This is a genomic window from Polynucleobacter sp. AM-7D1, assembly GCF_018688455.1.
Classification (GTDB): Bacteria; Pseudomonadota; Gammaproteobacteria; order Burkholderiales; family Burkholderiaceae; genus Polynucleobacter.
The window spans coordinates 460,554-481,320 of record NZ_CP061319.1; the positions used below are offsets into that span (position 1 = coordinate 460,554).

Below are 20,767 nucleotides of genomic sequence, written 5' to 3' on the forward strand. Positions count from 1 at the left end.
TATTAATAGGAACACAGCAGCATGAGAACGATTACTCGCGATAGTTTATTGAGCCTTGAGGCTTATCACAAAGAGCGCCCTGCTTTTCGTGAAAAGGCGATTAAAGAGCGCCGCCTAAGAACCGTTCATCTTGGAGATCACGTCACACTGATTTTCGAGAATGAGTTTTTAATGCGCTATCAAATTCAAGAGATGTTGCGCGTAGAAAAAACATTTGAGGAAGATGGCATTGAAGATGAGTTGAATGCCTATAACCCTCTAGTGCCAGGTGGATCAGATTTCAAAGCCACCATGATGATTGAATACCCTAATGAGGCGGATCGTAAAGTTGCGCTTGCGAAGTTGGTGGGTATTGAGCATCAAATGTTTATCGAAGTTGAAGGCCAGCCACGTGTTTATGCAATTGCTGACGAAGACTTAGAGCGCTCAACCGCTAATAAAACCTCTGCAGTGCACTTTATGCGCTTTGATCTTACAAACGATATGAAGATGGCATTAAAAGCGGGCGCTCAGATGATGGTAGGTTGTGACCATAAGGGTTACCCAATGCATGTTCAGACACTTCCTCCAGAAACTTTAGCCTCACTCGTTTCTGATTTGAGTTAATCCAAGGAGCAGGTCTTACAGGTATTGAACACCTGGTAGGGCGCATTGGCGAATCACTTCAGCTAGCTCATTCATTGCGGCTGCACGTGGAAAGTTCTTCCGCCAGACGAGGCAAACTCGTCTGGTTGGAATAGGATCCTCAAATGGGATGTAACGAATCAGCTGATCCGAAGAGGCAGTGTCAGAGGCTGATGTTCTCGGTAGCACTGAAATTCCGATGCCACTGGCTACCATCTGTCTAATGGTTTCCAATGATGAGCCTTCAAAGCTACGCTGCTCTCCAATGGTTGCGCCAGATCCAAGGCGATTTAATTCTGGGCAGACGCCAAGAACATGGTCTCTAAAACAGTGACCCGTGCCAAGTAATAAAGTATTTTGTTCTTTAAGCTCTCGATGCGGAATTGATGTTCGGTTTTCCCAGGGGTGACCCTTGGGTACCGCGACTAAAAATGGCTCGTCATACAGGTCAATCTGGTTTAGTCCAGTGCTGGCAAAGGGCTCGGCTATCACGACACAATCTAATGCCCCTTGACGCAAGACTTCTAATAGACGAACAGTGAAGTTCTCCTCTAAGAATAAGGGGGCATGGGGTAGTCGCTCTCGTGCAACTCGTACTAGGCTAGGTAATAAGTAAGGCGCAATTGTGTAGATGGCGCCAAGTCTCAGTGGACCTGACAGAGGGTCTTGACCATGCTTTGCCAAGTGCTTTAAGGAGTTGGCCTCCTCGAGTACTCTTTGGGCTTGATCGACAATCAATGCGCCAAGACTAGTCATTGCAACTTCAGTATTAGTACGCTCAAAAATTTGCGTGTTGAGCTCTTCCTCTAATTTTCTGATAGCTACTGATAGGGTAGGTTGAGATACAAAGCAAGCATCAGCGGCCCTGCCAAAGTGGCGTTCTCGAGCAACTGCGACGATATAGCGAAGTTCTGTCAGGGTCATGCTTGTTCGGTCTGAATTAATTGTTCAAATGCGTTGATAAAAGACTCAGGGGCTTGAGCCCCTTGGACGAGATATTGGTCATTCAGAATTACTGAGGGTACAGAGTGAATTCCTGCACCAGTATATTGAGCCTCTTCTTCACGTACTTCATTTGCGTATAGCCCGCTATCAAGAATCTGCTTTGCTTTATCTGGATCCAAGCCGGCCGTAATGACTGCATTGAGAAGGTTTTGTTGATCATCTAAATTGACTGCCAGGCAGAAATACGTCTTCAGTAATTCTGTTTTTAAACTTGCTTGCTTCTCAAGGCCATACTCTTTACCGGCCCAATGCAAAAGACGATGTGCATCGAAGGTGTTATAGACTCGCTTGCGACCATCTGGATGGAACTTAAAGCCAGCCTCAAGGGCGCGCTCTCTAATCTGAGCTTGGTTAGCCTGTACTTGCTCTACGGTAAGACCATACTTTTCAGTAAGATGCTCAATAGCATCCTGGCCGCCCAAGGACATATTCGGATTAAGTTCGAAAGGTCGAAAGCGAACTTCAAAGTTTGCTTTATCACTGAATGCGGTGATAGCCTTATTGAGGTTGCCTAAGCCTACAGCACACCATGGGCAGGCTATGTCCGATACAAAGTCAATTTTGATGGTGGGTTTCATAGAAACTATTCTACAGAGGCTTATGAATCAATGCTCACCAAGTAAGTGTGATAACTGTTTTGGGTGGTTTTTAGCGGGTATATGTGCGCCAGAAAGTGTTGAAATGCTTTCATGTCAGATGGTAATTATTAAAGAATTTGTCTGAGATTGTTCCTGGGTAAGTTATTCATGAGTCGGGCGAGCCCGAGCTCGCGACCAACGGACAGAAAAGAGCTTACAGGTCTAAAAACCTAAATTAGCAATTAATAGATGCACAAATCAGCCGTTCGGTTAAGTGTGCTCAGCCTAATTAGCCACCTCAATGCTCACGAGATAAAAGTCATTAATTAAGCCCTAGGCCTTCGCTTTATATTTTTTCCAAGATATTGAGAAACTCTATGTAGGTAAGCAGAGTATTGAGAGTTCTGTTACTGTATTTGGGTATATTTTGGAGAGCATTCATGAAAAAATTTATCAGCGCCAATCATATTCAGATGGCTTATCAAATCGATGGACCAGAGGATGGACCGCCAGTTTTCCTTAGCAATAGCCTGATGTCTAGTTTAGAAATGTGGGATGACAATATTGATGCTCTGATAGATCGCTACCGTGTTATTCGTTACGATACTCGTGGCCATGGTCAATCCCAGGTAACAGATGGTCCATATAACATTGGATTGCTGGGTCAAGATCTAGTTGGCCTAATGGATGCGCTCCATATTCAGCAGGCGCATCTGGTTGGGTTGTCTATGGGTGGCATGATTTGCCAATATGTTGGCGCTAATTTTCCAGACAGGGTACTGTCCTTAAGTCTTTGTGATACCGCCAGTGAAATGCCACCTCGTAGCTTATGGGAAGAGCGTTTTTCTATCGCTCAAACTTCAGGGATTGCTGGTTTAGTTGATGGGACTATTAAGCGCTGGTTCCTGGAGGGTTTTATCAATCGCGAACCTCAGAAAATTGATGTGGTCAGGAAGATGATTCTTGCGACACCTGTGGATGGTTATCTAGCTTGCGGTAGCGCGGTTCGGGATATGGCGCAATCCACTATGCTGCTTAAGATTAAGGCGCCGACTATGGTGCTAGTGGGCAAACAGGATCCAGCCTGCACCCTTGATCAGGCGACTGTTTTACATCGTTTAATCCCTCAGTCGTCTCTTAAGGTGATTGATCAGGCAGCGCATCTATCAAATATTGAAAAACCCCAAGAATTTAATTTTCATCTCAGGGAATTCCTAGATTCTGTGGCATAGTCATATTTAGTTGAGCGCCAAAAATAATAATTAACTACTAGGAGATATTGATGAATTCATTTTCATTTACTCAGCTTATGAAGCCAATAACGCTTTCGATGGCTGTGTTTTTTAGTTTACAAGTGCAGGTGACTAATGCGCAGAATGCTGCAGCCAGTTATCCAGATAAAACTGTCAAAGTTATTGTCCCTCTGACACCAGGCTCAGGTGCAGATATTGCTGGTCGTATTGCATTTAAGACTGTTGCTGAAATGTGGAAACAGCCTGTGATTATTGAAAATCGCCCAGGTGCAGGTGGCTTAGTTGGAACTGGCGTAGTTGTAAATTCTGATCCGAACGGCTATACCTTGTTAGTTCAATCAGCTTCTTATGCAGCTAACCCAGCAATTTATAAAAAATTACCCTATGACTTAAAAAGTCTTACCGATGTCAATATTTTAGGTACCAGCCCTTACGCATTGGTTGTCTCTGCAGATAGCCCATATAAAACTCTAAGCGATCTTGTTAATGCAGCAAAAGCGCAGCCAGGAGCAATTCCTTTTGCAAGCGCTGGCGTGGGAAGTTCAACGCATCTTGCTGCCGAGTACTTTAATCAAACCATGGGAATTAAAATGTTGCATGTTCCCTATAAAGGTTCGCCAGAGGCAATATCTGAAACTATTTCACAACGTACCGCCTATTACATGGCGCCGTTGCAAACCGCGATTGCTCAAATTCAAGGCGGTAAAGTACGAGCTCTTGGGGTTACAAGTGCCACCCGTGCTGAAGCAGCACCAGAGATTCCTACTATTGCCTCACAAGGTTTTCCAGGTTTTGAAATTGGTTTATGGGTAGGTCTCTGGGCGCCATCAGCAACGCCAAAAGCTATTTTGCAGAAGATCAATACTGACGTTAATGCCGCACTTCAGGATCCTCAAGTGGTCTCCGCCTATACAAAGGCTGGTATTACTATTAAGTTGATGAATTTGGCAGAAACTGAAAAATTCGTTCAATCTGAAATTAATAAGTATCAGAAAATTGCCAAACAAGCAGGAATCGAACCGCAGTAACATTCCCATATGCCAAGCACCAGATCCGCTTCTTAAAAAACCGGATCTGCGTGTTTGTTGGGGTGCTACAGATTGTCATGCGCATATCTGTGGGCCTCACTCTATCTATCCTTACTCGCCGCAGAGGATATACACACCACCAGATGCGCTACTTCCGCAATATCAAAGTCTTTTAGAGACATTGGGTATTGAGCGTGCTGTACTAGTTCAGCCGAGCATTTATGCTGATGACAATCGAGCCCTACTCAATGCACTAGGCACCAATCCTAAGCATCTCCGTGGTGTGGCGGTGGTCAATACTAACATTACAGATTCCTATCTTGAGGAGCTGCATCATGCGGGTGTTAGGGGTGTCAGATGCAATATTGTTGATTTGGCGGACGCGAAGGGCATTTTGCCCATGGATAATCTACGTTATCTTGCAGATAAGATCGCGCCTTTTGGTTGGCATATGGAATTCTTAATGCATGCCAATGAGTTTCCTGACCTCAATCAGATTTTGAAAGAATTTCCAGTGCCTGTTGTGTTGGGTCATTTGGGCTACATTAAAACGAGCCATGGAATTCATGATCGTGGTTTTCAAAATCTTTTAGCTTTAATGCGTGAGGGGCGTGCATGGGTCAAGCTAACAGGACCTTATCGCATTTCTTCTTTTGCTCAACCGCCTTATTCCGATACAAATGCATTCGCTCAGGCCTTACTTGAAGCGAATTCCAATCAATTGGTATGGGGGAGCGATTGGCCGCATGTGATGGTAAAAGGTTTTATGCCAAATGATGCCGACTTGTTGGATTTATTAATAAACTGGGTCCCAGATTCACTATTAAGGGAAAAAATTCTTCGCGAGAATCCAGCAAGGCTATATCAATTTAATTGAAAGTCGCCATTCAATATGCGGGAAATTTTAAGGGATAGTTCTTTGAGAATTTTCTCGATCCCAGCGATTAGTCTCCAGCATACTCTGGCACTTGAGGCTAGGTAGTGCTGGTAGGTCAGGTAGAATTGACTTAGTTAGAACTTCGTTGTCGAATTCGCCACGAGCGGAATCAATTATTTAAAATTGTTGAGTCAAGAGATTTAAGTCAATGATTTTGGAGTTGGCGTAAGAAGATGTTGGCTAAGCAATGTTGCAGCAGGCAACTGATTGATTTTTGCCTTCATTGCTAAGAGAAGATTTCTATGAGCCCAAGAATCCTCAAGTTGAATAGTCTTGAGATCCAATGCCTTGATTTGAGCTGCGCAGGCCTGAAGTGGTAAGACGCCTATTCCCAAGTTCACTGCGATCATCTGGCACATGGCATCGTAGCTTCTAACCTGAATTCTCAGTTTCATATGTTTTCCCAACTTCTCAGCGCTTCGAGAAGTGAGTTCAAGTAATGAGCTGCCTCTGTTAAGTCCTACAAAATCATATTCAAGACATTCTTCAAATGAGATGTGCTTCCTTTTGCCTAACTGATGCCCCTTGCTGCACACAATGACCAACTGATCTCTACCAATGATTTGAGTATCCAATCCAGATGTAGCTGGTCCTTCAGCAAAGACACCAATATCAGCTATTCCATCCATTAATGCTCTTACGATATCGCCACTCAATTGCTCCTCCACTTCAACCTGTATTTCAGGGTGAATTTTTAGGAAGCTAGCCAGTGAAGCTGGTAGAAACTCAGTTAAGGCAGACATGTTTGCCCAGAGCCTGACGTGGCCTTTTACCCCTTTAGAGTATTCACCTAATTCATTACTTAATTGTTCGAAGCCTTGAAATAGTCTTAATGCATGCTGCATCACTGCATGGCCTGCAGGTGTAAGGGATACGCCTCTAACAGAGCGCTCTAGTAAGGGGATTCCTACTGTTTCTTCAAACTCGGAAATTCGTCTGCTAGCAGCTGATAGAGCTAGATTACATGCGCTGGCCCCCTTGGTAATGCTTCCGGATTGCACTATGGAGCAGAAGAGCTTGAGAGTAACAAAGTCCACTCTGGCGGGGTTGAGCGGGTTTTTCATGGAGTAATTCTAACCATACCTTCGCAAAATGAGAAGGAGTCGACCTGAAATAGCAATTTTCAAGATTGATGAAGGGGAGTACCTTTGCTAAAAAGATATATCAGAGGGTCGTATGGAGCCATTAGCAAAGTTAAAAGTAATTGAGATGGGTCAGTTGATTGCCGGCCCATTTGCGGCCAAAACTTTGGCTGACTTCGGTGCCGATGTCATCAAAATAGAGCCGCCAAATGTGGGTGATGCGCTACGTAAATGGCGATTGCTGAAGAATGGAACCTCTGTTTGGTGGCAGGTTCAGTCACGCAATAAGCGATCCCTCTCATTAGATCTAAAGCTAGTAGAGGCTCAAGAAATTGTCAGGACGCTCGTAAAAGAAGCGGATGTATTAATTGAAAACTTCCGTCCCGGAACGCTAGAGGGGTGGGGTCTTGATCCACAAAAATTACTGGAACTTAATCCACACCTCATTGTTCTTCGTATCAGTGGTTATGGTCAAACAGGTCCCTATCGTGATAAGCCGGGATTTGGTGTAGTAGCAGAAGCCATGGGAGGCTTACGTCATCTTACTGCTGAGCCTGGAAGGGTGCCGGTTCGGGTGGGCATCAGCATTGGGGACACCTTAGCGTCCTTACATGGTGTTATTGGAATATTACTGGCTCTGCAAGAGCGACATCACAGTGGCCAAGGGCAAATTATTGATATCGCACTGTATGAGGCAGTATTTAATTGCATGGAAAGTTTATTGCCTGAATACAGTGCATTTGGCGAAGTAAGGCAGGCAGCTGGAAGTGCTTTGCCGGGTATTGCTCCCACCAATGCCTATCTGTGTGCAGATGGAGGGTATGTTCTTGTAGCTGGCAATGGCGATAGTATATTTAAGCGTCTTATGGCGGTCATCGGGCGTGATGATCTGGGTAGCGATCCTCAGCTAGAGAATAACGATGGCCGTGTGAAGCGTGTTGCTGAGCTTGATGGGGCTATTGGTGAATGGGCTAAAACAGTTAGCACTGATCAGGCTTTGGAGATTCTGGACTCTGTTTCTGTTCCTGCCGGTCGAATTTATACCATTGCTGATATTGCTAGCGATCCTCATTACAAGGCACGGGGCAATATTGAAACGATTCAAATGCAAGATGGATCTAAATTAGATGTGCCTGGTGTGATTCCAAAACTTTCCCGTACGCCTGGATCCATTAAGACTCTTGCTCCTGATATTGGAGAGAATACTGATGAGATATTACGTGGTCTTGGCTTGAATGAATTTCAAGTTACGTCCTTAAAAGAACGCGGTGTTGCGTTTACTAAAAGCTAATGAACAAAAGATTATGACAAGAATATATTTTAACGATGTAGTTACAAGAGATGGGTTTCAAATTGAGTCCAACTTTATTCCTACCGATGACAAAGTAAAGTTGGTAGATGAGCTGAGCGGATGTGGTTTCGCAAAAATCGAGGTGACATCATTTACTTCCCCAAAGTCTATCCCTATGCTCAGAGATGCGGAAGAGGTTATGGGCCGCATTAAACGATTGCCTGGTGTGGAATACACCGTTTTGGTACCAAATCTTCGAGGTGCAGAGCGAGCCTTTGAATCTAAGGCTGATGAATTTAATTTGGTGATGTCCACATCTGAAACGCACAATCTAGCGAATCTTCGAATGGGAAGAGAAAAAAGCTTTTCTGGATTAGCGGAGGTAATTAAATACGTTGATGGCAGAACACCCATCAATGTTTCACTCTCCACCTGCTTTGGTTGCCCTATGGAGGGTGAGGTTCCTCAAGATGTTGTGGAGGGATTTGCACAGCGCTTTGCAGATCTAGGTGTAAGGGGTATTACGATTTGCGATACAACGGGGATGGCCAATCCAGATCAGGTAAAGAGGATGTGTGATTCACTTCAAAAACGCTTTCCTAATCTTCAGTTAACTTTGCACTTCCACAATACACGAGGCATGGGTTTAGCCAATATTTTGGCGGCGGTTCAGTCTGGCATTGTGCAATTTGATGGATCACTCGGTGGCTTAGGAGGGTGCCCTTACGCGCCTGGAGCAAGCGGAAATGTTTCTAGCGAAGATGCCATCCATATGCTTGATGCCATGGGGTATGACACAGGTATCAACATACCTAAGTTATTGCAGCTTGCTAAGGAGTTGCCACAGATCGTCGGTCATGAGGTTCCAGGTCAGGTTGCCAAGGCTGGTAGCACTTACACACTGCATCCCGAGCCAAGTTATGTTGAAGAGTTACGCCGCGCGCAATAAATTCTAAAGAAACTTTGATTGCGAAACCCCTATTTCCGGGTGCATTACCTAAACTGGAAGAACTTTATATGAGGAGAAAATGATGATTAATCACTTAGATCATCTGGTGCTTACGACAGCTAAGGAAGCTGAGTGCGTGGATTTTTATACCCGTGTTCTTGGAATGAAGCTCGAATCTTTTATTGGCGGCACTCCGCCAGTTGAGAGAAAAGCATTTAAGTTTGGTAATCAAAAAATTAACCTGCATATTAAAGGCAAAGAGTTCGAGCCAAAAGCAGACATTCCTACTCCAGGATCACTAGATCTTTGTTTTATTGCTGATCGACCGCTGGAGAAGGTCATTGAAAAATTGATGGTAGAGGGTTGGCCTATTATTGAAGGCCCAATTCTTCGTACTGGCGCTACGCAAAAAATAAATTCAGTTTATGTGCGCGATCCAGATCAAAATTTAATTGAAGTATCTGAGTTAATTTAAATAAATAATTAAGGAGACAAAAATGAAGATGAATGCATTTATAAAAACACTAGCGGCCCTTTCACTCGGAACTTTGGCCTTATCTGGGCTTGCCCAAGAAACTTATCCAAATAGGCCGATAACACTAGTTGTTCCCACCTCGCCCGGAGGAACTACAGACTTTACTGCCCGTTTAATTTCTGAGTCGCTATCTAAAGCGCTTGGACAGCCTGTCGTGGTGGAGAATAAGGGGGGTGCATCAGGCAATATTGGCGGACAAGCAGTGGCAACTGCTAAGCCTGATGGATATACCTTATTGGTAGCGTATAGCGGCTATCAAGTAGGCAATCCCCATTTGTTTAAAAAGGCCCCATGGGATCCAATTAAAGACTTCACACCAGTAGCCTTTTTAACTAAAGCTCCACAAGTAGTTGTTGCTACTCCTAGCTTACCAGTGAGTGACTTGAAGGAGCTAACAGCTTACGCCAAAGCCAATCCTGGTAAGTTAAATTACGCCTCTTCAGGAAATGGTTCGATTCAACATATTGCAGGTGAATTATTGAAACAAATTACTGGAACTCGCATGGCGCATATACCCTATAAAGGAGCGGGCCCAGCAGTGCAAGATTTAATGGCAGGTCAAGTAGATTTGATTATTACTACGCCAGCTTCAGTTGTTGGACAAATTAAAGGGGATAAATTAAAAGCCTTGGGAGTTACTAGTCAAACACGGCTAAGTGCTTTGCCTAATGTGCCAACAACAAGCGAGCAAGGTATTAAGAACTTCAATCTTGACTCTTGGTTTGCCTTATACGCTCCAGCAGGAACTCCTCCAGATGTAGTTAAGAAATTAAATACAGAGATCAATAAGATACTTGCTCGCCCTGAGATCCAAAAGAAGGCAGAAGACTCGGGAACTTTTGTTGAGCAAATGACCCCAGCCCAATTGGCAAGCTTTACAAAGAAGGAATACGATTACTGGGGAAATGTGATCAAGAATGCGAGTATTACTGCGGAATAAGTTGCTTATCGACTAGAGGTAGCCCTAAACATTCTGAGCGATAAAAAGAAAGGGGGTCGCATTCTTGTGACCCCTTTGTATTACTCATGGATTAGGTTAGATTGACTTCATCGAAACTTCGTTTTCGAACTCGCGGCAAGATTTTTTGGAAAATGACCCGCTGATGCTACGATAGAATTGCTGAATTGCCAACACAAAGGACCAGACCATGAAAATTATTAATTCCACATTGATTGCTCTGGCAGCGGGCCTTGTATTAACAGCTTGCGCTCAGCAGACAGAATTAATCCCCACCAAAGGCCAATCAGCTGAGCGCTACAACCAAGACCGTGCAGCTTGTATAAAAGAGTCCAATACATACTACGGCAACAGCGGCGGTGCTCCATCCGAGTCTGATGTATTTTTGGGGTGCATGAAGTCAAAGGGGTATCAAGTTAAACAAAAGTTCTAATGCTGATAGATCTGAGTGCTAAGTACTTGGACCGTATTAAAGAATGCAAATTGTCCTAAGGGCAGGAGATACACGTCAGCCACCCCCTTGGTTAGCGACTACAAGACCATACTTACTACCAACTGCCTCTCATTCCATCCAGTCTAAAAAGAAAAAGCCCCTAGATTTCTCTAGAGGCTTTTGTATTACTGGGATGTCAGTTGAAATTCGAACTTGCGAGCACTAGATTAAAAGAAATCAAACTTCTTCAAAAATACAGCGTAATCAATTCTTTTAAGCGCAGAATGCCATGTGCGATTTTGTGCACAAAAAATTTAGAAATTGTCAGTAGCGCAGGGGACTTTACCGGATTTAATTGCTTTTAAAAATGTAGCATAGTCAGCCTCATTTTGTTTGCTGTAAGCAATCGAGAACTTGACGAGAGCATCATCTAGGGCTTCACTTTTTCCGCAGTAGCCGGCAAGAACGGCAGGGTCTCCTGAACGGGCATGGGCGTTGGCCAATGCCCATCCAAATAGTTTTGCAAAATCTGGAAATACTTTAGTGTTGATGCCGTCTCCCCCAACTGAAATTCCGCCCTTCATGTCACGTAGCTGCCTGACATAAAAATCTACTTCTGATGTTTTTCCAAAACCTAGAAAGAGATCTGGAGCCCCTTGTATTAAGCATTGCCCATGAACGACGCGTTCCCCTTCGGACTTAAATTGCGTATCTGGAAAAAAGGAAGCGAGAACTGATTTTTGGGCCTGCTTTGTCTGGAGGAAAAGCGGATCATTGTTATCGAGTCCTTCAAAATACATTACCCAGCAACCGGTCCCCACACTGCCAACCCCAACAACTTTTCTGGCCCAATCAATCCATTTGTAGCGTAGTAATAAGTGCTTGCGATCTGGTGCTAGAGACTGAATGTAGGAATTTAGACCTTCGTCATTGAGCTCGGCAATACTTTTTCCATGAGGCGAGAATTGGGGATGCTCTATCAGTGGGGGATTATTAATGAGTCGAGTCCCCTCATCACTAAATTCTGTCAGCTTTCCAAGCATGCCGTGGCTACTATTTTTTCTAGCCTTATTCAATAAATGCTCTAAATACTCTTGGCTTGCAGCGTTTGCCTTTTTCGCCGCAATACTTGCCAGTGATTTCTCATCTATATAAGTATGTTTGAGATCTATATAGGGCATAGAAGCATATTGATGAAGATTATTTCTATATGCTGTCGTGATATTTCGAACAATATCTTCTCCATAAGCCTGATCTTGACCAAGTAACTTCGATGCAATCATGGCGCTTGCTGTCAGTCGCTTTAAATCCCAGTCAAAATTTCCGGGAAGAGTTTCATCAAAATCATTAATTCCAAAAACCAACTGATGTTCGGTTGTGGAAAAGAACCCAAAGTTACTAACGTGCATATCTCCGCATAATTGAACTTGAATGGAAGGGCTCGGGAGTTTGGCTAAGTCATGCGCCATAGTTGCAGCACCACCTCTAAAAAATGCAAAGGGGTCGGCTGCCATTCGAGCATGGCGAATTGGGATGTATTCAGGAATTCTGGTTTTAGCTTGAGCAAGCAGAATCTCAATTGGGTCTTGGCGCTTGCTGACTTCAGTAAATTGCCCAAGCGAGGATCTATCAACCTCTTTGCGAATCGATTTTCCTAAGCTAAGTCGTTCTTGAGGATTTGGATTCTTTTTAAGAAATGATTTGTACAGTTTGCTGGACATGGTTCTATGATCTCATAGACTTTGGGCGGTAAAAGCCCCAAAAGAAAAAGCCACCCGAAGGTGGCTTTTGGTATTACTGGTGGGTCGGGCGAGATTCGAACTCGCGACCAACGGATTAAAAGTCCGCTGCTCTACCGACTGAGCTACCGACCCAGTAAGACAGAAATTATAGCAAGAACTTGGTTTGGCTTCCCCGGTTTTCGGGTGTTGCCCTGTATGCCTTGTACTTACAAGTGCGCTAGGCGTTAGCGCGTCTGGCAACAGGTGGATTTTTGGAGAAATAGTCCTTAATTCCTCTCAGAATGGCTTCTGCAATGCGGTCTTGATAAGCATCATCATTCAGACGAGCCTCTTCTTGAGGATTGCTGATAAACGCTGTCTCAACGAGGATTGAGGGGATGTCAGGAGCCCTGAGAACAGCAAAGCTAGCTTGCTCCACCTTATTTTTATGTAGCGGAGCAAATCCACCAATTTGCTTCAAGATCGACTGCCCTACTTGTACAGAATCTTTAATTTGTGCGGTTGTAGACATATCCAATAGAAGATTAGCAACCTGCTTGTCCTGCGTCTTGATATTGATACCACCAATTAAATCGGAAGCATTTTCTTTATTGGCCATCCAGCGTGCAGTAGTACTGCTGGCACCCATTTGGGATAGGGCAAAAACGGATGCGCCTTTGGCTCTAGGTTCGATAAATGCATCTGCATGAATCGATACAAATAAATCCGCCTCCACTCGACGTGCTTTTTGCACTCTAGTATGGAGTGGTACAAAGTAGTCGCCATCCCTAGTCAAAAATGGACGCATATACGCATCATTGTCAATTTTGTCGCGTAAGCGTTTCGCAATAGAAAGAACAACATTCTTCTCTTTAGAGCCCATCGCGCCAATAGCGCCTGGATCCTCTCCACCATGACCCGCATCGATTGCAATGGTGATGAGGCGCTTTTGTTTTGCTGGAGCAGCTGGTTGTTTTACATCTGGAATGGCTTGAGCTACTGGAGCCCTTGGAGCTTCCTTTTCTTTCTTGGTTGCGAACTGTGCAATCAAATCGATTTCTTCATTGGCCTTTTCTAGTGCATTCTCTTTGCGGGCACTACTCTTAACTAATTCCATCAAAGGATCTGGCGGAGTCGCTGGGTAGAGATCAAGCACCATGCGATACTGATATTCCGCAATGGGGTCTAGTGTGAAGAGTTGAGGTTTAACAGGCTCTTTAAGGTCAAAAACGATACGCACCATACCAGGTTGAAATTGCCCCACACGAATTTGTGAGACATAGGGATCGTTGGGCTTAACCTTAGCTACCAAGTCTTTCAGGGTGGAATTCAATTCCATGCCTTGAACATCGACCACCAAGCGATCGGGATTGCTCAGTAATTGTTGTGTAATGGGTAGCGCTTTATCGGATTCCATCGTGATCCGTGTGTAATCTTCTGCGGGCCAAATACGTACACCCAAGATCTTTGCACCCCAAGCAATCTCTGCCTCGCCAAGGAAGAGGATGAAACCCAGCATCTTTGCTGAAGTTTTAAGATGTTTTCTTCTAGAGGAATTGATGGGTGACTTGCTCATCTCTATTGTGGCAATAGTTCTTCTATAACCGCTATTCCATGACGGGTGTTGGCTTGCAGGCTAATATTTCTTGCGCCTTCATCTTCACCGGCGCGGAGATGAATTTCAATATCAAAAGCTGGTAGCGTGCCCTCAGCTTTACCCGGCCACTCTACCAAGCAGAATCCAGGTTCATCAAAATGCTCTGCAAAGCCAGCTTCTTGCCACTCTAGTGGATCTCTCATGCGGTAGAGATCAAAGTGGTGGGCTGTAATGCGTACTGCTGACGATGGGTTGCCACTGTTGATTTCAATAGGGTAGGGCTCACACAAGGTATAGGTTGGGCTTTTGACTCGCCCTGCATATCCTAGGGCTTGTATCAGGTGGCGGGCAAAAGTGGTCTTACCCGCCCCAAGATCGCCTTCTAGGGAAATATTGAGGTGAATGCTTTGGTCTGCTTGAAAAAGATGGCTGAGGTAGATGGCAAGCTTTTGTGCCAATACGGTCGTATCTACTTCTTGCCTACAATATTGATTAAATGAATTCTGTGCCATTTGCCTAGTTTATTCAATTATTAAGCTACATTCTGTATTACACATGACTTCTTCCCAAATACCGATCGCTGTTGATCAGACCCATCTTCTTGAATGGCTTAATGAGCAGTCTCGTCAATTGGGTTTTGATGGCTTGCGCATCACCGATACCCATCTTGGATCGGCCACAGAGAGGCTGCGTGAGTGGTTAGATCAAGGTCGTCACGGGCGGATGGAGTACATGGCTAAACATGCTGATTTACGCTCTGATCCCGGCATGCTGGTTCCCGGTGCTGTGAGGGTCATTTGCGTAACGATGAATTATTTATCCCCAACAGTTGATTTTGACCATGAGTGGCAGCGTTTAGCTGAGCCAACTCAGGCGGTTGTATCCATGTATGCGCGTGGGCGCGACTATCACAAGGTGATGCGCAATCGTTTACAAGAGTTTGCACAACGAATTGAAAAACAAATTGGCGCATTTGGTTATCGTGTATTTACCGACTCAGCACCATTAATGGAGGTGGAGTTGGCTCGTAAGGCGGGCCTAGGTTGGCGGGGCAAGCACACGCTCTTGCTTAATCGTGAATCTGGGTCTACATTCTTTTTGGGCGAGATATTGGTTGATGTCCCGCTACCGATTGATCAAGAGGAAGATTCCCATTGTGGTACTTGTCAATCTTGTATCGAGATTTGCCCAACTCAAGCTATTACCGCTCCTTATCAATTAGATGCACGACGCTGTATTTCTTATTTAACAATTGAAAATCCAGATGTCATTCCGGTGGAATTTCGTAGAGCAATGGGTAATCGTATTTATGGATGTGACGACTGTCAGCTGATTTGTCCTTGGAATAAATTTGCGCAACGTACGGCCTTACCCGACTTTGCTGAACGACATGGTCTTGGAAGGGCTAGTCTCTTGCAGCTTTGGTCTTGGACTGAGGAGGAATTCGAGAAGCGTCACGAAGGTAGTGCAATTCGTCGTATTGGGTATACCCGCTGGCGCAGAAACTTAGCTGTTGCGATGGGGAATGCCTTGGCTGATAGCGATGTATTAGAGATTGATAAATGCGCTCTGCGGGAAGCATTGTCTGTCTGCTTGCCAAGCTCGGATAGTTTAGTGGCTGAGCATATTCAGTGGGCCCTAGATGCCTAGATAAATTGGAAGATTAAGCCTTAACTCACTTACAATCATTTCATGTCATTAGCCGATAAACCTTATATAGACCCTAGCGAAATTGCTCTTGAGGGTTCGGCTGCACAACGCTTTAAAGATTCCAGTCATGCTTTTTGGTCTGGCATTCGTGATGCAGCAGGAGCCCCAGCTATGGTCTTGTTTGCAGGTATGGTGGGTTTTGGTGCGATGGGCAAAACGAATGGTATGGATGTCTGGTTTACCGGCGCCACCAGTTTCTTGATGTTTGCATTGCCTGGTCAGGTGGTATTGCTAGAGATGGCTATAACAGGATCTTCACTGCTAGCTATTGCATTGGCAGTGACTTTGACGTCTACGCGCTTTATCACGATGACTGTGACGCTCTTTCCTCAGTTTCATGAAAAAGATCGAAATCACGGTCTATATGCTTCGGTTCATCTGCTAGCAATGACAGCATGGGCAATTTCGATGCGAGAGTTTCAGACTATTGAGGCAAAGCATCGATTGAGTTATTTCATGGGTCTTGGCCTCTTGTGTTGGCTGATCTCAGTGCCCGGTACTATTTTGGGTTACTACTTGGCCGGTATGGTGCCTCCAGCCATTACGCTTGGTTTAGTTTTTATTAATCCTTTATTCTTTTTGCTCACCTTTACTGAAGTAAAGGTCTGGATTAATCGAATTGCTATTGGTCTGGGATTTGTACTGGGTCCATTTTTCTTTATTTTGGATCGCGATACGAGCTTGCTGACCACTGGTTTAGTCGCTGGAACTGTTGCCTATTTATTTGATCGCAAAGTGTTGCGTAAGAAAGCAGGGGTAATAGGCTAATGAATACCGCTCTTCAAGGCTGGGGTTTATGGATTGCCTTAGCTGGCGCTACCCTTGGAACTTATTTTTGCCGTGCCATTGGTGTTTTGCTCGCAAAAAAAATTAACCAAGACAGTGAAATCTTTCGTTGGCTTGCCGCAGTAACCTATGCCATGGTTGCAGCTTTAGTAGTCAGAATGGTCTTGATGCCAATTGGCCTATTAGCAACTGTTCCTGTATGGATTCGAATTCTGATTTGCCTTCTCAGTTTGGGTGTAATGGTTTCTAAGCCAACCCACCGCCTCGTTCCAGCCCTATTGACTGGAACGCTTCTGATGTTAGCTTACGGCGTTATACGCTAAGCAAATCTTAAGTAGTTTGATTCAAAGATGGGCAGCCAAAATTTTAGCAATGTGTACTGCATCTCTTTGTGTGCCATCGGCAATCTGGTGGCGACAGCTTGTCCCATCTGCAACAACCCAACTATCCGGTGCTTTCCGTATCGCTGGTAATAGGCTTGCTTCAGCCATTTGTTTGGATACTTCAATGTGCTCAGCTTCATAACCAAAGCTACCTGCCATGCCGCAGCAGGATGACTCAATCAGCTTGGGTTCAGCATTCGGGATTAACTTCAAGAGCTCCATCGCCGGTGTTACAGCAGCAAATGATTTTTGATGGCAATGACCATGAAATAAGACTGGACGGGATGCTGGCTTTAATTGAAGTTGAAGTTTTCCACTCTTTGCTTCTTGAGCTAAAAATTCTTCTAAGAGTTGCACATACTTGCTTACTGTCACTGCACGCTCACCAAAGCCCATGACTAAAGCCTCATCTTTTAAGGTGAATAGGCAAGAAGGCTCTAGACCAATGATGGGAATATTTTTTTCTGCAAATGGCGCAAGATGATTTACCAATTCATCTAAGCTAGCTTTGGCTTTGTCGACCATGCCGGCGGCTAAATAGGTACGGCCACAGCAAAATTCCTTGGAACACGTATTTGGTGTGGAGTCTGCCTTTTCCTTGGCCAAGCTCTTCTGTGGAATATGAACACGATATCCGGCAGCCTTCAGTACCGCAAGTGCGGCTTGTAAATTCTCATCCTCAAAGTAGGCATTGAAGGTATCTGCCAACAGTACAACGCCTTTATTGCCCTTATCATCATCTTGACTGAGTTCAGCCGGGGTAAATTGATAAGGTGCAATTGCATTCTGATTACTCCAGAATGTTTTTGCTTTCCAGATCGGCAAACTTCTTTGTGCAGAGATGCCCATGATCCATTCTTGTAATTTAGCAATCGGGGCAATGTGATTTCGTAGATTGAGTAGCGCAGGCAAACCAGGAATGCTGCTAATAATGGGCGCATATTTCGGTAGATAGGCAACAGCTAGATCTCGTAATGAGTGCCCAACCCGTTTTTTGTAGGCTGACAAAAACTCAATCTTCATCTTCGCCATATCGACGCCAGTAGGGCATTCACGGCGGCAGGCCTTGCAGCTCACACAGAGCTCCATCACTTCCTTAATAGCATCACTTCCAAGGGGTGAACTTTCATCTTTGATATCCAATTGATTGGAGAGTGCGAGACGTAAGGTATTAGCGCGACCACGGGTGAGGTGTTTTTCATCGCGAGTCACGCGGTAACTTGGGCACATTACTTCCGCATCAAATTTACGGCAGTGACCATTGTTGTTGCACATCTCCACTGCTTTGGCTAAGCCCATTGCTGGGTCGCCGCCAGTACCCGGCGCACTGGTCTCTTCAGTGACTGGATTATTTTGTACGTTCCAAGCAGACCAATCTAAAGCGGGTTGAAGCGGAATGACCTTATAGCTTGGTGGGAAGCGGAAGTTGCTTGCATCATCCATCTTGGGTGGATTAACAATCTTGCCGGGATTAAATAAGCCACTCGGATCAAACTCATGCTTAATCTCTGCAAGTGCTTCAGTAATCTTGGGGCCAAATTGCCAAGAGATCCATTCGCCACGGCAGAGTCCATCGCCGTGCTCACCACTATAGGCACCTTTATATTTGCGCACCAATGCAGATGCCTCTTCAGCAACGGCACGCATTTTTTGTGCGCCATCACGGCGCATGTCCAATATAGGGCGTACGTGGAGCGTACCTACTGAAGCATGTGCATACCAAGTGCCTCGTGAACCATATTTAGAAAATACATCTGTGAGTGCTTGGGTGTATTCAGCAAGGCTCTCGAGTGGGACTGCGCAGTCTTCGATAAAGCTCACTGGCTTGCCATCACCTTTAAGGCTCATCATGATATTTAAGCCGGCCTTACGCACTTCCCATAAATTCTTTTGCAAGCCGGCATCAGGCATCGCAACTACAGAACCGGGCAGACCTAGATCACCCATCAGGCTCTGCAAAGACTTTAGTTTCTCGAGCAAGGGCGCGTGCGCTTCACCAGAGAACTCCACCAATAAGATTGCTTCAGGAGTGGGGCCGCTAGCATCAATGAGAGCAGTCTCAATGGTTTTCTTAAAGCTGGGGTTGTGACGCGCTAAATCAATCATGGTGCGATCGACTAATTCAACTGCAGTGGGCCCAAGTTTGACGATATGCTGCGCGCTATCCATTGCCTTGAAGAAGCTTGCAAAGTTCACTACTCCAAGCACTTTATGTTGTGGCAAGGGTGCCAACTTCAACTCAAGTGATTTGAAATATGCCAAAGTGCCTTCGCTACCCACCAACAGGTGTGCTAAATTCACGCTGCCATCTTGAGTGTAGGGGCGTTCGCTTTGTGGATGAAAGACATCCAGGTTGTATCCAGCAACACGACGCAGCACTTTAGGGAAGTGCGCTTCGATTTCGGGTTGAAGGCTATTCGCCAAACCTTTTACAAAGTCACCGAGTTGTTTTGCTGCGCCAGAGCTATTGGCGTAATTTCCAAAGCTTGCTACTTGCCCGTTGGCTAACCAAGTATCAATACCCAAAACGTTGTGCACCATGTTTCCATAGGCGATAGAGCGACTGCCGCAAGAGTTATTGCCTGCCATGCCGCCGATGGTTGCTTGACCAGCAGTAGAGACGTCTACCGGATACCAGAGTCCATGAGGCTTGAGTGCAGCATTGAGGTGATCTAAAACAATGCCAGGCTCCACTACTGCAGTTGCTTTTTCTGGATCCGCATGTAGAAGCTTGCGAAAATATTTTGTGTTGTCGATGACGAGTGCAGTACCGGTGGTTTGACCGCACTGACTGGTGCCACCTCCGCGAGGCAAAACTGGCACACCCAAATCAGCTGCAATCTGAATAGCTGTCGCAATATCTTCAGCAGTTTTGGGAACAAAGACAGCAACTGGCATGGCTTGATAAATTGAAGCATCTGTTGCATAACGTCCGCGACTAGCCATATCGGTCATAACTTCACCAGAGGTTTCTTGCCTGAGGCGCTTAGCTAACTCTGCCTTGTTGGCAACGAATTCTGGAAGAGGGAAATCGAGTGGCTTGTTCATGCTGCAACTTTCTGTTTGGATTCTGAGTCAACTAATTGGATCACTACATCACGTTTATTCATCACGTGCTGCATCATGACTTTGCGCATGCGTGTGCTATCGCGAGCCTTTAATGCGTCTAACATTTCTTGATGTTCGCCCACTGCCTTCTCCCACTTCACGCCATCTTGGTTGGAGCGAAAGCGCAGTGCCTCAATTCGGGCATTGACTTGGGTAAAAAGCTGACTCAAGACGGGATTGTTTGCCGCTTTATTAATGGCCTGGTGAATCTTGAGATTGAGTTGGTAGTAGCTCGAGAGATCTCTGCGAGCATACGAGGCCATCATTTCATATTGGAGTGCTTCCAGTTCAATAAGAGCTTGATTGCTAATGTTTTGCGCTGCTAGTTCTCCGGAGTAGCCCTCTAAGTTCGCAATCACATCAAAGGTGTGAAGGATGTCATCCCGCGTGAGTTGTACTGCAATCGCTCCGCGGTTGGCAATCAGCTCTACCAGCCCATCCGCTGCCAAACGTCGAATTGCCTCACGAATAGGGGTGCGTGACACGTTGAGCTGTTCTGCTAATTCACGTTCATTCAATTTGCTCCCCGGCGTAATGGCGCCCTCTACCAATAAAGCTCGCAGCTTTTGGAAGGTGACCTCGTGCAGGTTTTGGGTATTTGGGGGTGCAGTGAGCATCATTTGGAATGCCTTAATTTTGTATACATATTTACTATAACCTATCAATAGCTTTAAATAACGCTATAAATTGCTTATTTTTCACTTATTTGAAAATTATTTTGCATACAAAATTGTAAATTACCAAAAAGTACCTTACACTGGCCAGCAAGATTAACAACAAAAACCAAGC

At 45.0% G+C, this 20,767-nt stretch carries 20 protein-coding genes and 1 tRNA gene; 12 read left to right on the plus strand and 9 right to left on the minus strand.

The features are described from left to right. The first annotated feature begins 21 nt into the window (after positions 1–21). Entirely contained in the window at positions 22–606 is a 585-nt protein-coding gene (locus GQ359_RS02465) for a DUF3501 family protein (protein ID WP_215302877.1), read from the plus strand. 15 nt (positions 607–621) lie between these two features. On the opposite strand, the gene GQ359_RS02470 is transcribed toward GQ359_RS02465, so the two are convergent. Beyond that, positions 622–1,548, minus strand: a complete 927-nt coding sequence (locus tag GQ359_RS02470; protein WP_215387359.1) for a LysR substrate-binding domain-containing protein — start codon at positions 1,546–1,548, stop codon at positions 622–624. Further along, entirely contained in the window at positions 1,545–2,207 is a 663-nt protein-coding gene (locus GQ359_RS02475; protein ID WP_215387360.1) for a DsbA family oxidoreductase, read from the minus strand. Before GQ359_RS02475 ends, GQ359_RS02470 begins: the two co-directional genes overlap by 4 nt. Positions 2,208–2,647: 440 nt before the next feature. On the opposite strand from GQ359_RS02475, the gene pcaD reads away from it, so the two are divergent. The 3 genes from pcaD to GQ359_RS02490 are packed head-to-tail and all read left to right on the plus strand — an operon-like array spanning position 2,648 to position 5,365. Further along, complete coding sequence (pcaD, locus tag GQ359_RS02480) at positions 2,648–3,439, plus strand: 3-oxoadipate enol-lactonase (protein ID WP_215387361.1); 792 nt, start codon at positions 2,648–2,650, stop codon at positions 3,437–3,439. Between the two features lie 50 nt (positions 3,440–3,489). Next, a complete protein-coding gene (locus tag GQ359_RS02485) occupies positions 3,490–4,488 on the plus strand; it encodes a tripartite tricarboxylate transporter substrate-binding protein (RefSeq protein WP_215387362.1) in 999 nt (332 codons plus the stop codon). Beyond that, the gene (locus GQ359_RS02490) at positions 4,457–5,365 is read left to right on the plus strand and encodes an amidohydrolase (protein WP_215387363.1); all 909 of its coding nucleotides are present in this window, start codon (positions 4,457–4,459) and stop codon (positions 5,363–5,365) included. The genes GQ359_RS02485 and GQ359_RS02490 overlap by 32 nt, the downstream gene beginning before the upstream one ends. A 200-nt stretch (positions 5,366–5,565) precedes the next feature. Here the strand turns inward: GQ359_RS02490 and GQ359_RS02495 are convergent, their stop codons facing one another. Further along, positions 5,566–6,489, minus strand: a complete 924-nt coding sequence (locus tag GQ359_RS02495; RefSeq protein WP_215387364.1) for a LysR family transcriptional regulator — start codon at positions 6,487–6,489, stop codon at positions 5,566–5,568. Positions 6,490–6,601: 112 nt separating this feature from the next. Between GQ359_RS02495 and GQ359_RS02500 the strand changes: the two genes are divergently transcribed. From GQ359_RS02500 to GQ359_RS02520, 5 genes are all read left to right on the plus strand, one after another. Continuing rightward, positions 6,602–7,798, plus strand: a complete 1,197-nt coding sequence (locus GQ359_RS02500; protein WP_215387365.1) for a CaiB/BaiF CoA-transferase family protein — start codon at positions 6,602–6,604, stop codon at positions 7,796–7,798. Between the two features lie 13 nt (positions 7,799–7,811). Beyond that, on the plus strand, positions 7,812–8,747 hold the full coding sequence (locus tag GQ359_RS02505) for a hydroxymethylglutaryl-CoA lyase (RefSeq protein ID WP_215387366.1): 936 nt from the start codon (positions 7,812–7,814) through the stop codon (positions 8,745–8,747). A gap of 82 nt (positions 8,748–8,829) precedes the next feature. Beyond that, positions 8,830–9,222, plus strand: a complete 393-nt coding sequence (locus GQ359_RS02510) for a VOC family protein (protein WP_215387862.1) — start codon at positions 8,830–8,832, stop codon at positions 9,220–9,222. A gap of 22 nt (positions 9,223–9,244) precedes the next feature. Next, positions 9,245–10,222: a tripartite tricarboxylate transporter substrate binding protein gene (locus GQ359_RS02515; protein ID WP_215387367.1), complete on the plus strand. Its 978-nt coding sequence runs from the start codon at positions 9,245–9,247 to the stop codon at positions 10,220–10,222. A 208-nt stretch (positions 10,223–10,430) separates the two neighbouring features. Continuing rightward, positions 10,431–10,673 (plus strand): hypothetical protein, encoded by a 243-nt coding sequence (locus GQ359_RS02520; protein WP_215387368.1) that lies wholly within the window; start codon positions 10,431–10,433, stop codon positions 10,671–10,673. A 314-nt stretch (positions 10,674–10,987) separates the two neighbouring features. Here GQ359_RS02520 and GQ359_RS02525 read toward each other — a convergent pair whose 3' ends face one another. The 4 genes from GQ359_RS02525 to tsaE form a co-directional block, all read right to left on the minus strand. Next, complete coding sequence (locus GQ359_RS02525) at positions 10,988–12,394, minus strand: DUF2252 domain-containing protein (protein ID WP_215387369.1); 1,407 nt, start codon at positions 12,392–12,394, stop codon at positions 10,988–10,990. Positions 12,395–12,471: 77 nt separating this feature from the next. Then, positions 12,472–12,547, minus strand: a tRNA-Lys gene (locus GQ359_RS02530). 85 nt (positions 12,548–12,632) lie between these two features. Beyond that, positions 12,633–13,970 (minus strand): N-acetylmuramoyl-L-alanine amidase, encoded by a 1,338-nt coding sequence (locus tag GQ359_RS02535; protein ID WP_215387370.1) that lies wholly within the window; start codon positions 13,968–13,970, stop codon positions 12,633–12,635. A 2-nt stretch (positions 13,971–13,972) separates the two neighbouring features. Further along, a complete protein-coding gene (gene tsaE / locus GQ359_RS02540) occupies positions 13,973–14,503 on the minus strand; it encodes a tRNA (adenosine(37)-N6)-threonylcarbamoyltransferase complex ATPase subunit type 1 TsaE (RefSeq protein WP_215387371.1) in 531 nt (176 codons plus the stop codon). A gap of 43 nt (positions 14,504–14,546) precedes the next feature. On the opposite strand from tsaE, the gene queG reads away from it, so the two are divergent. The 3 genes from queG to GQ359_RS02555 are packed head-to-tail and all read left to right on the plus strand — an operon-like array spanning position 14,547 to position 16,810. Further along, a complete protein-coding gene (gene queG / locus GQ359_RS02545; protein ID WP_215387372.1) occupies positions 14,547–15,641 on the plus strand; it encodes a tRNA epoxyqueuosine(34) reductase QueG in 1,095 nt (364 codons plus the stop codon). Between the two features lie 42 nt (positions 15,642–15,683). Beyond that, entirely contained in the window at positions 15,684–16,469 is a 786-nt protein-coding gene (locus tag GQ359_RS02550) for an AzlC family ABC transporter permease (RefSeq protein WP_215387373.1), read from the plus strand. After that, positions 16,469–16,810 (plus strand): AzlD domain-containing protein, encoded by a 342-nt coding sequence (locus GQ359_RS02555; RefSeq protein ID WP_215302897.1) that lies wholly within the window; start codon positions 16,469–16,471, stop codon positions 16,808–16,810. Before GQ359_RS02550 ends, GQ359_RS02555 begins: the two co-directional genes overlap by 1 nt. A gap of 21 nt (positions 16,811–16,831) precedes the next feature. On the opposite strand, the gene GQ359_RS02560 is transcribed toward GQ359_RS02555, so the two are convergent. Both GQ359_RS02560 and GQ359_RS02565 read right to left on the minus strand, forming a co-directional pair. After that, on the minus strand, positions 16,832–19,918 hold the full coding sequence (locus GQ359_RS02560; protein WP_215387374.1) for an FAD-binding and (Fe-S)-binding domain-containing protein: 3,087 nt from the start codon (positions 19,916–19,918) through the stop codon (positions 16,832–16,834). Next, complete coding sequence (locus GQ359_RS02565; protein WP_251367907.1) at positions 19,915–20,598, minus strand: GntR family transcriptional regulator; 684 nt, start codon at positions 20,596–20,598, stop codon at positions 19,915–19,917. The genes GQ359_RS02560 and GQ359_RS02565 overlap by 4 nt, the downstream gene beginning before the upstream one ends. Positions 20,599–20,767: the final 169 nt, after the last annotated feature.

Bases quoted from the DNA above. Each gene is read 5' to 3' on its own strand.
- GQ359_RS02535 (WP_215387370.1), bottom strand. From the start codon at position 13,970: ATGAGCAAGTCACCCATCAATTCCTCTAGAAGAAAACATCTTAAAACT.
- pcaD (WP_215387361.1), top strand. From the start codon at position 2,648: ATGAAAAAATTTATCAGCGCCAATCATATTCAGATGGCTTATCAAATC.
- GQ359_RS02520 (WP_215387368.1), top strand. From the start codon at position 10,431: ATGAAAATTATTAATTCCACATTGATTGCTCTGGCAGCGGGCCTTGTA.
- GQ359_RS02485 (WP_215387362.1), top strand. From the start codon at position 3,490: ATGAATTCATTTTCATTTACTCAGCTTATGAAGCCAATAACGCTTTCG.
- tsaE (WP_215387371.1), bottom strand. From the start codon at position 14,503: ATGGCACAGAATTCATTTAATCAATATTGTAGGCAAGAAGTAGATACG.
- GQ359_RS02505 (WP_215387366.1), top strand. From the start codon at position 7,812: ATGACAAGAATATATTTTAACGATGTAGTTACAAGAGATGGGTTTCAA.
- GQ359_RS02465 (WP_215302877.1), top strand. From the start codon at position 22: ATGAGAACGATTACTCGCGATAGTTTATTGAGCCTTGAGGCTTATCAC.
- GQ359_RS02470 (WP_215387359.1), bottom strand. From the start codon at position 1,548: ATGACCCTGACAGAACTTCGCTATATCGTCGCAGTTGCTCGAGAACGC.
- GQ359_RS02500 (WP_215387365.1), top strand. From the start codon at position 6,602: ATGGAGCCATTAGCAAAGTTAAAAGTAATTGAGATGGGTCAGTTGATT.
- GQ359_RS02475 (WP_215387360.1), bottom strand. From the start codon at position 2,207: ATGAAACCCACCATCAAAATTGACTTTGTATCGGACATAGCCTGCCCA.
- GQ359_RS02525 (WP_215387369.1), bottom strand. From the start codon at position 12,394: ATGTCCAGCAAACTGTACAAATCATTTCTTAAAAAGAATCCAAATCCT.
- GQ359_RS02510 (WP_215387862.1), top strand. From the start codon at position 8,830: ATGATTAATCACTTAGATCATCTGGTGCTTACGACAGCTAAGGAAGCT.
- GQ359_RS02550 (WP_215387373.1), top strand. From the start codon at position 15,684: ATGTCATTAGCCGATAAACCTTATATAGACCCTAGCGAAATTGCTCTT.
- GQ359_RS02495 (WP_215387364.1), bottom strand. From the start codon at position 6,489: ATGAAAAACCCGCTCAACCCCGCCAGAGTGGACTTTGTTACTCTCAAG.
- GQ359_RS02560 (WP_215387374.1), bottom strand. From the start codon at position 19,918: ATGAACAAGCCACTCGATTTCCCTCTTCCAGAATTCGTTGCCAACAAG.
- GQ359_RS02555 (WP_215302897.1), top strand. From the start codon at position 16,469: ATGAATACCGCTCTTCAAGGCTGGGGTTTATGGATTGCCTTAGCTGGC.
- GQ359_RS02515 (WP_215387367.1), top strand. From the start codon at position 9,245: ATGAAGATGAATGCATTTATAAAAACACTAGCGGCCCTTTCACTCGGA.
- GQ359_RS02565 (WP_251367907.1), bottom strand. From the start codon at position 20,598: ATGATGCTCACTGCACCCCCAAATACCCAAAACCTGCACGAGGTCACC.
- queG (WP_215387372.1), top strand. From the start codon at position 14,547: ATGACTTCTTCCCAAATACCGATCGCTGTTGATCAGACCCATCTTCTT.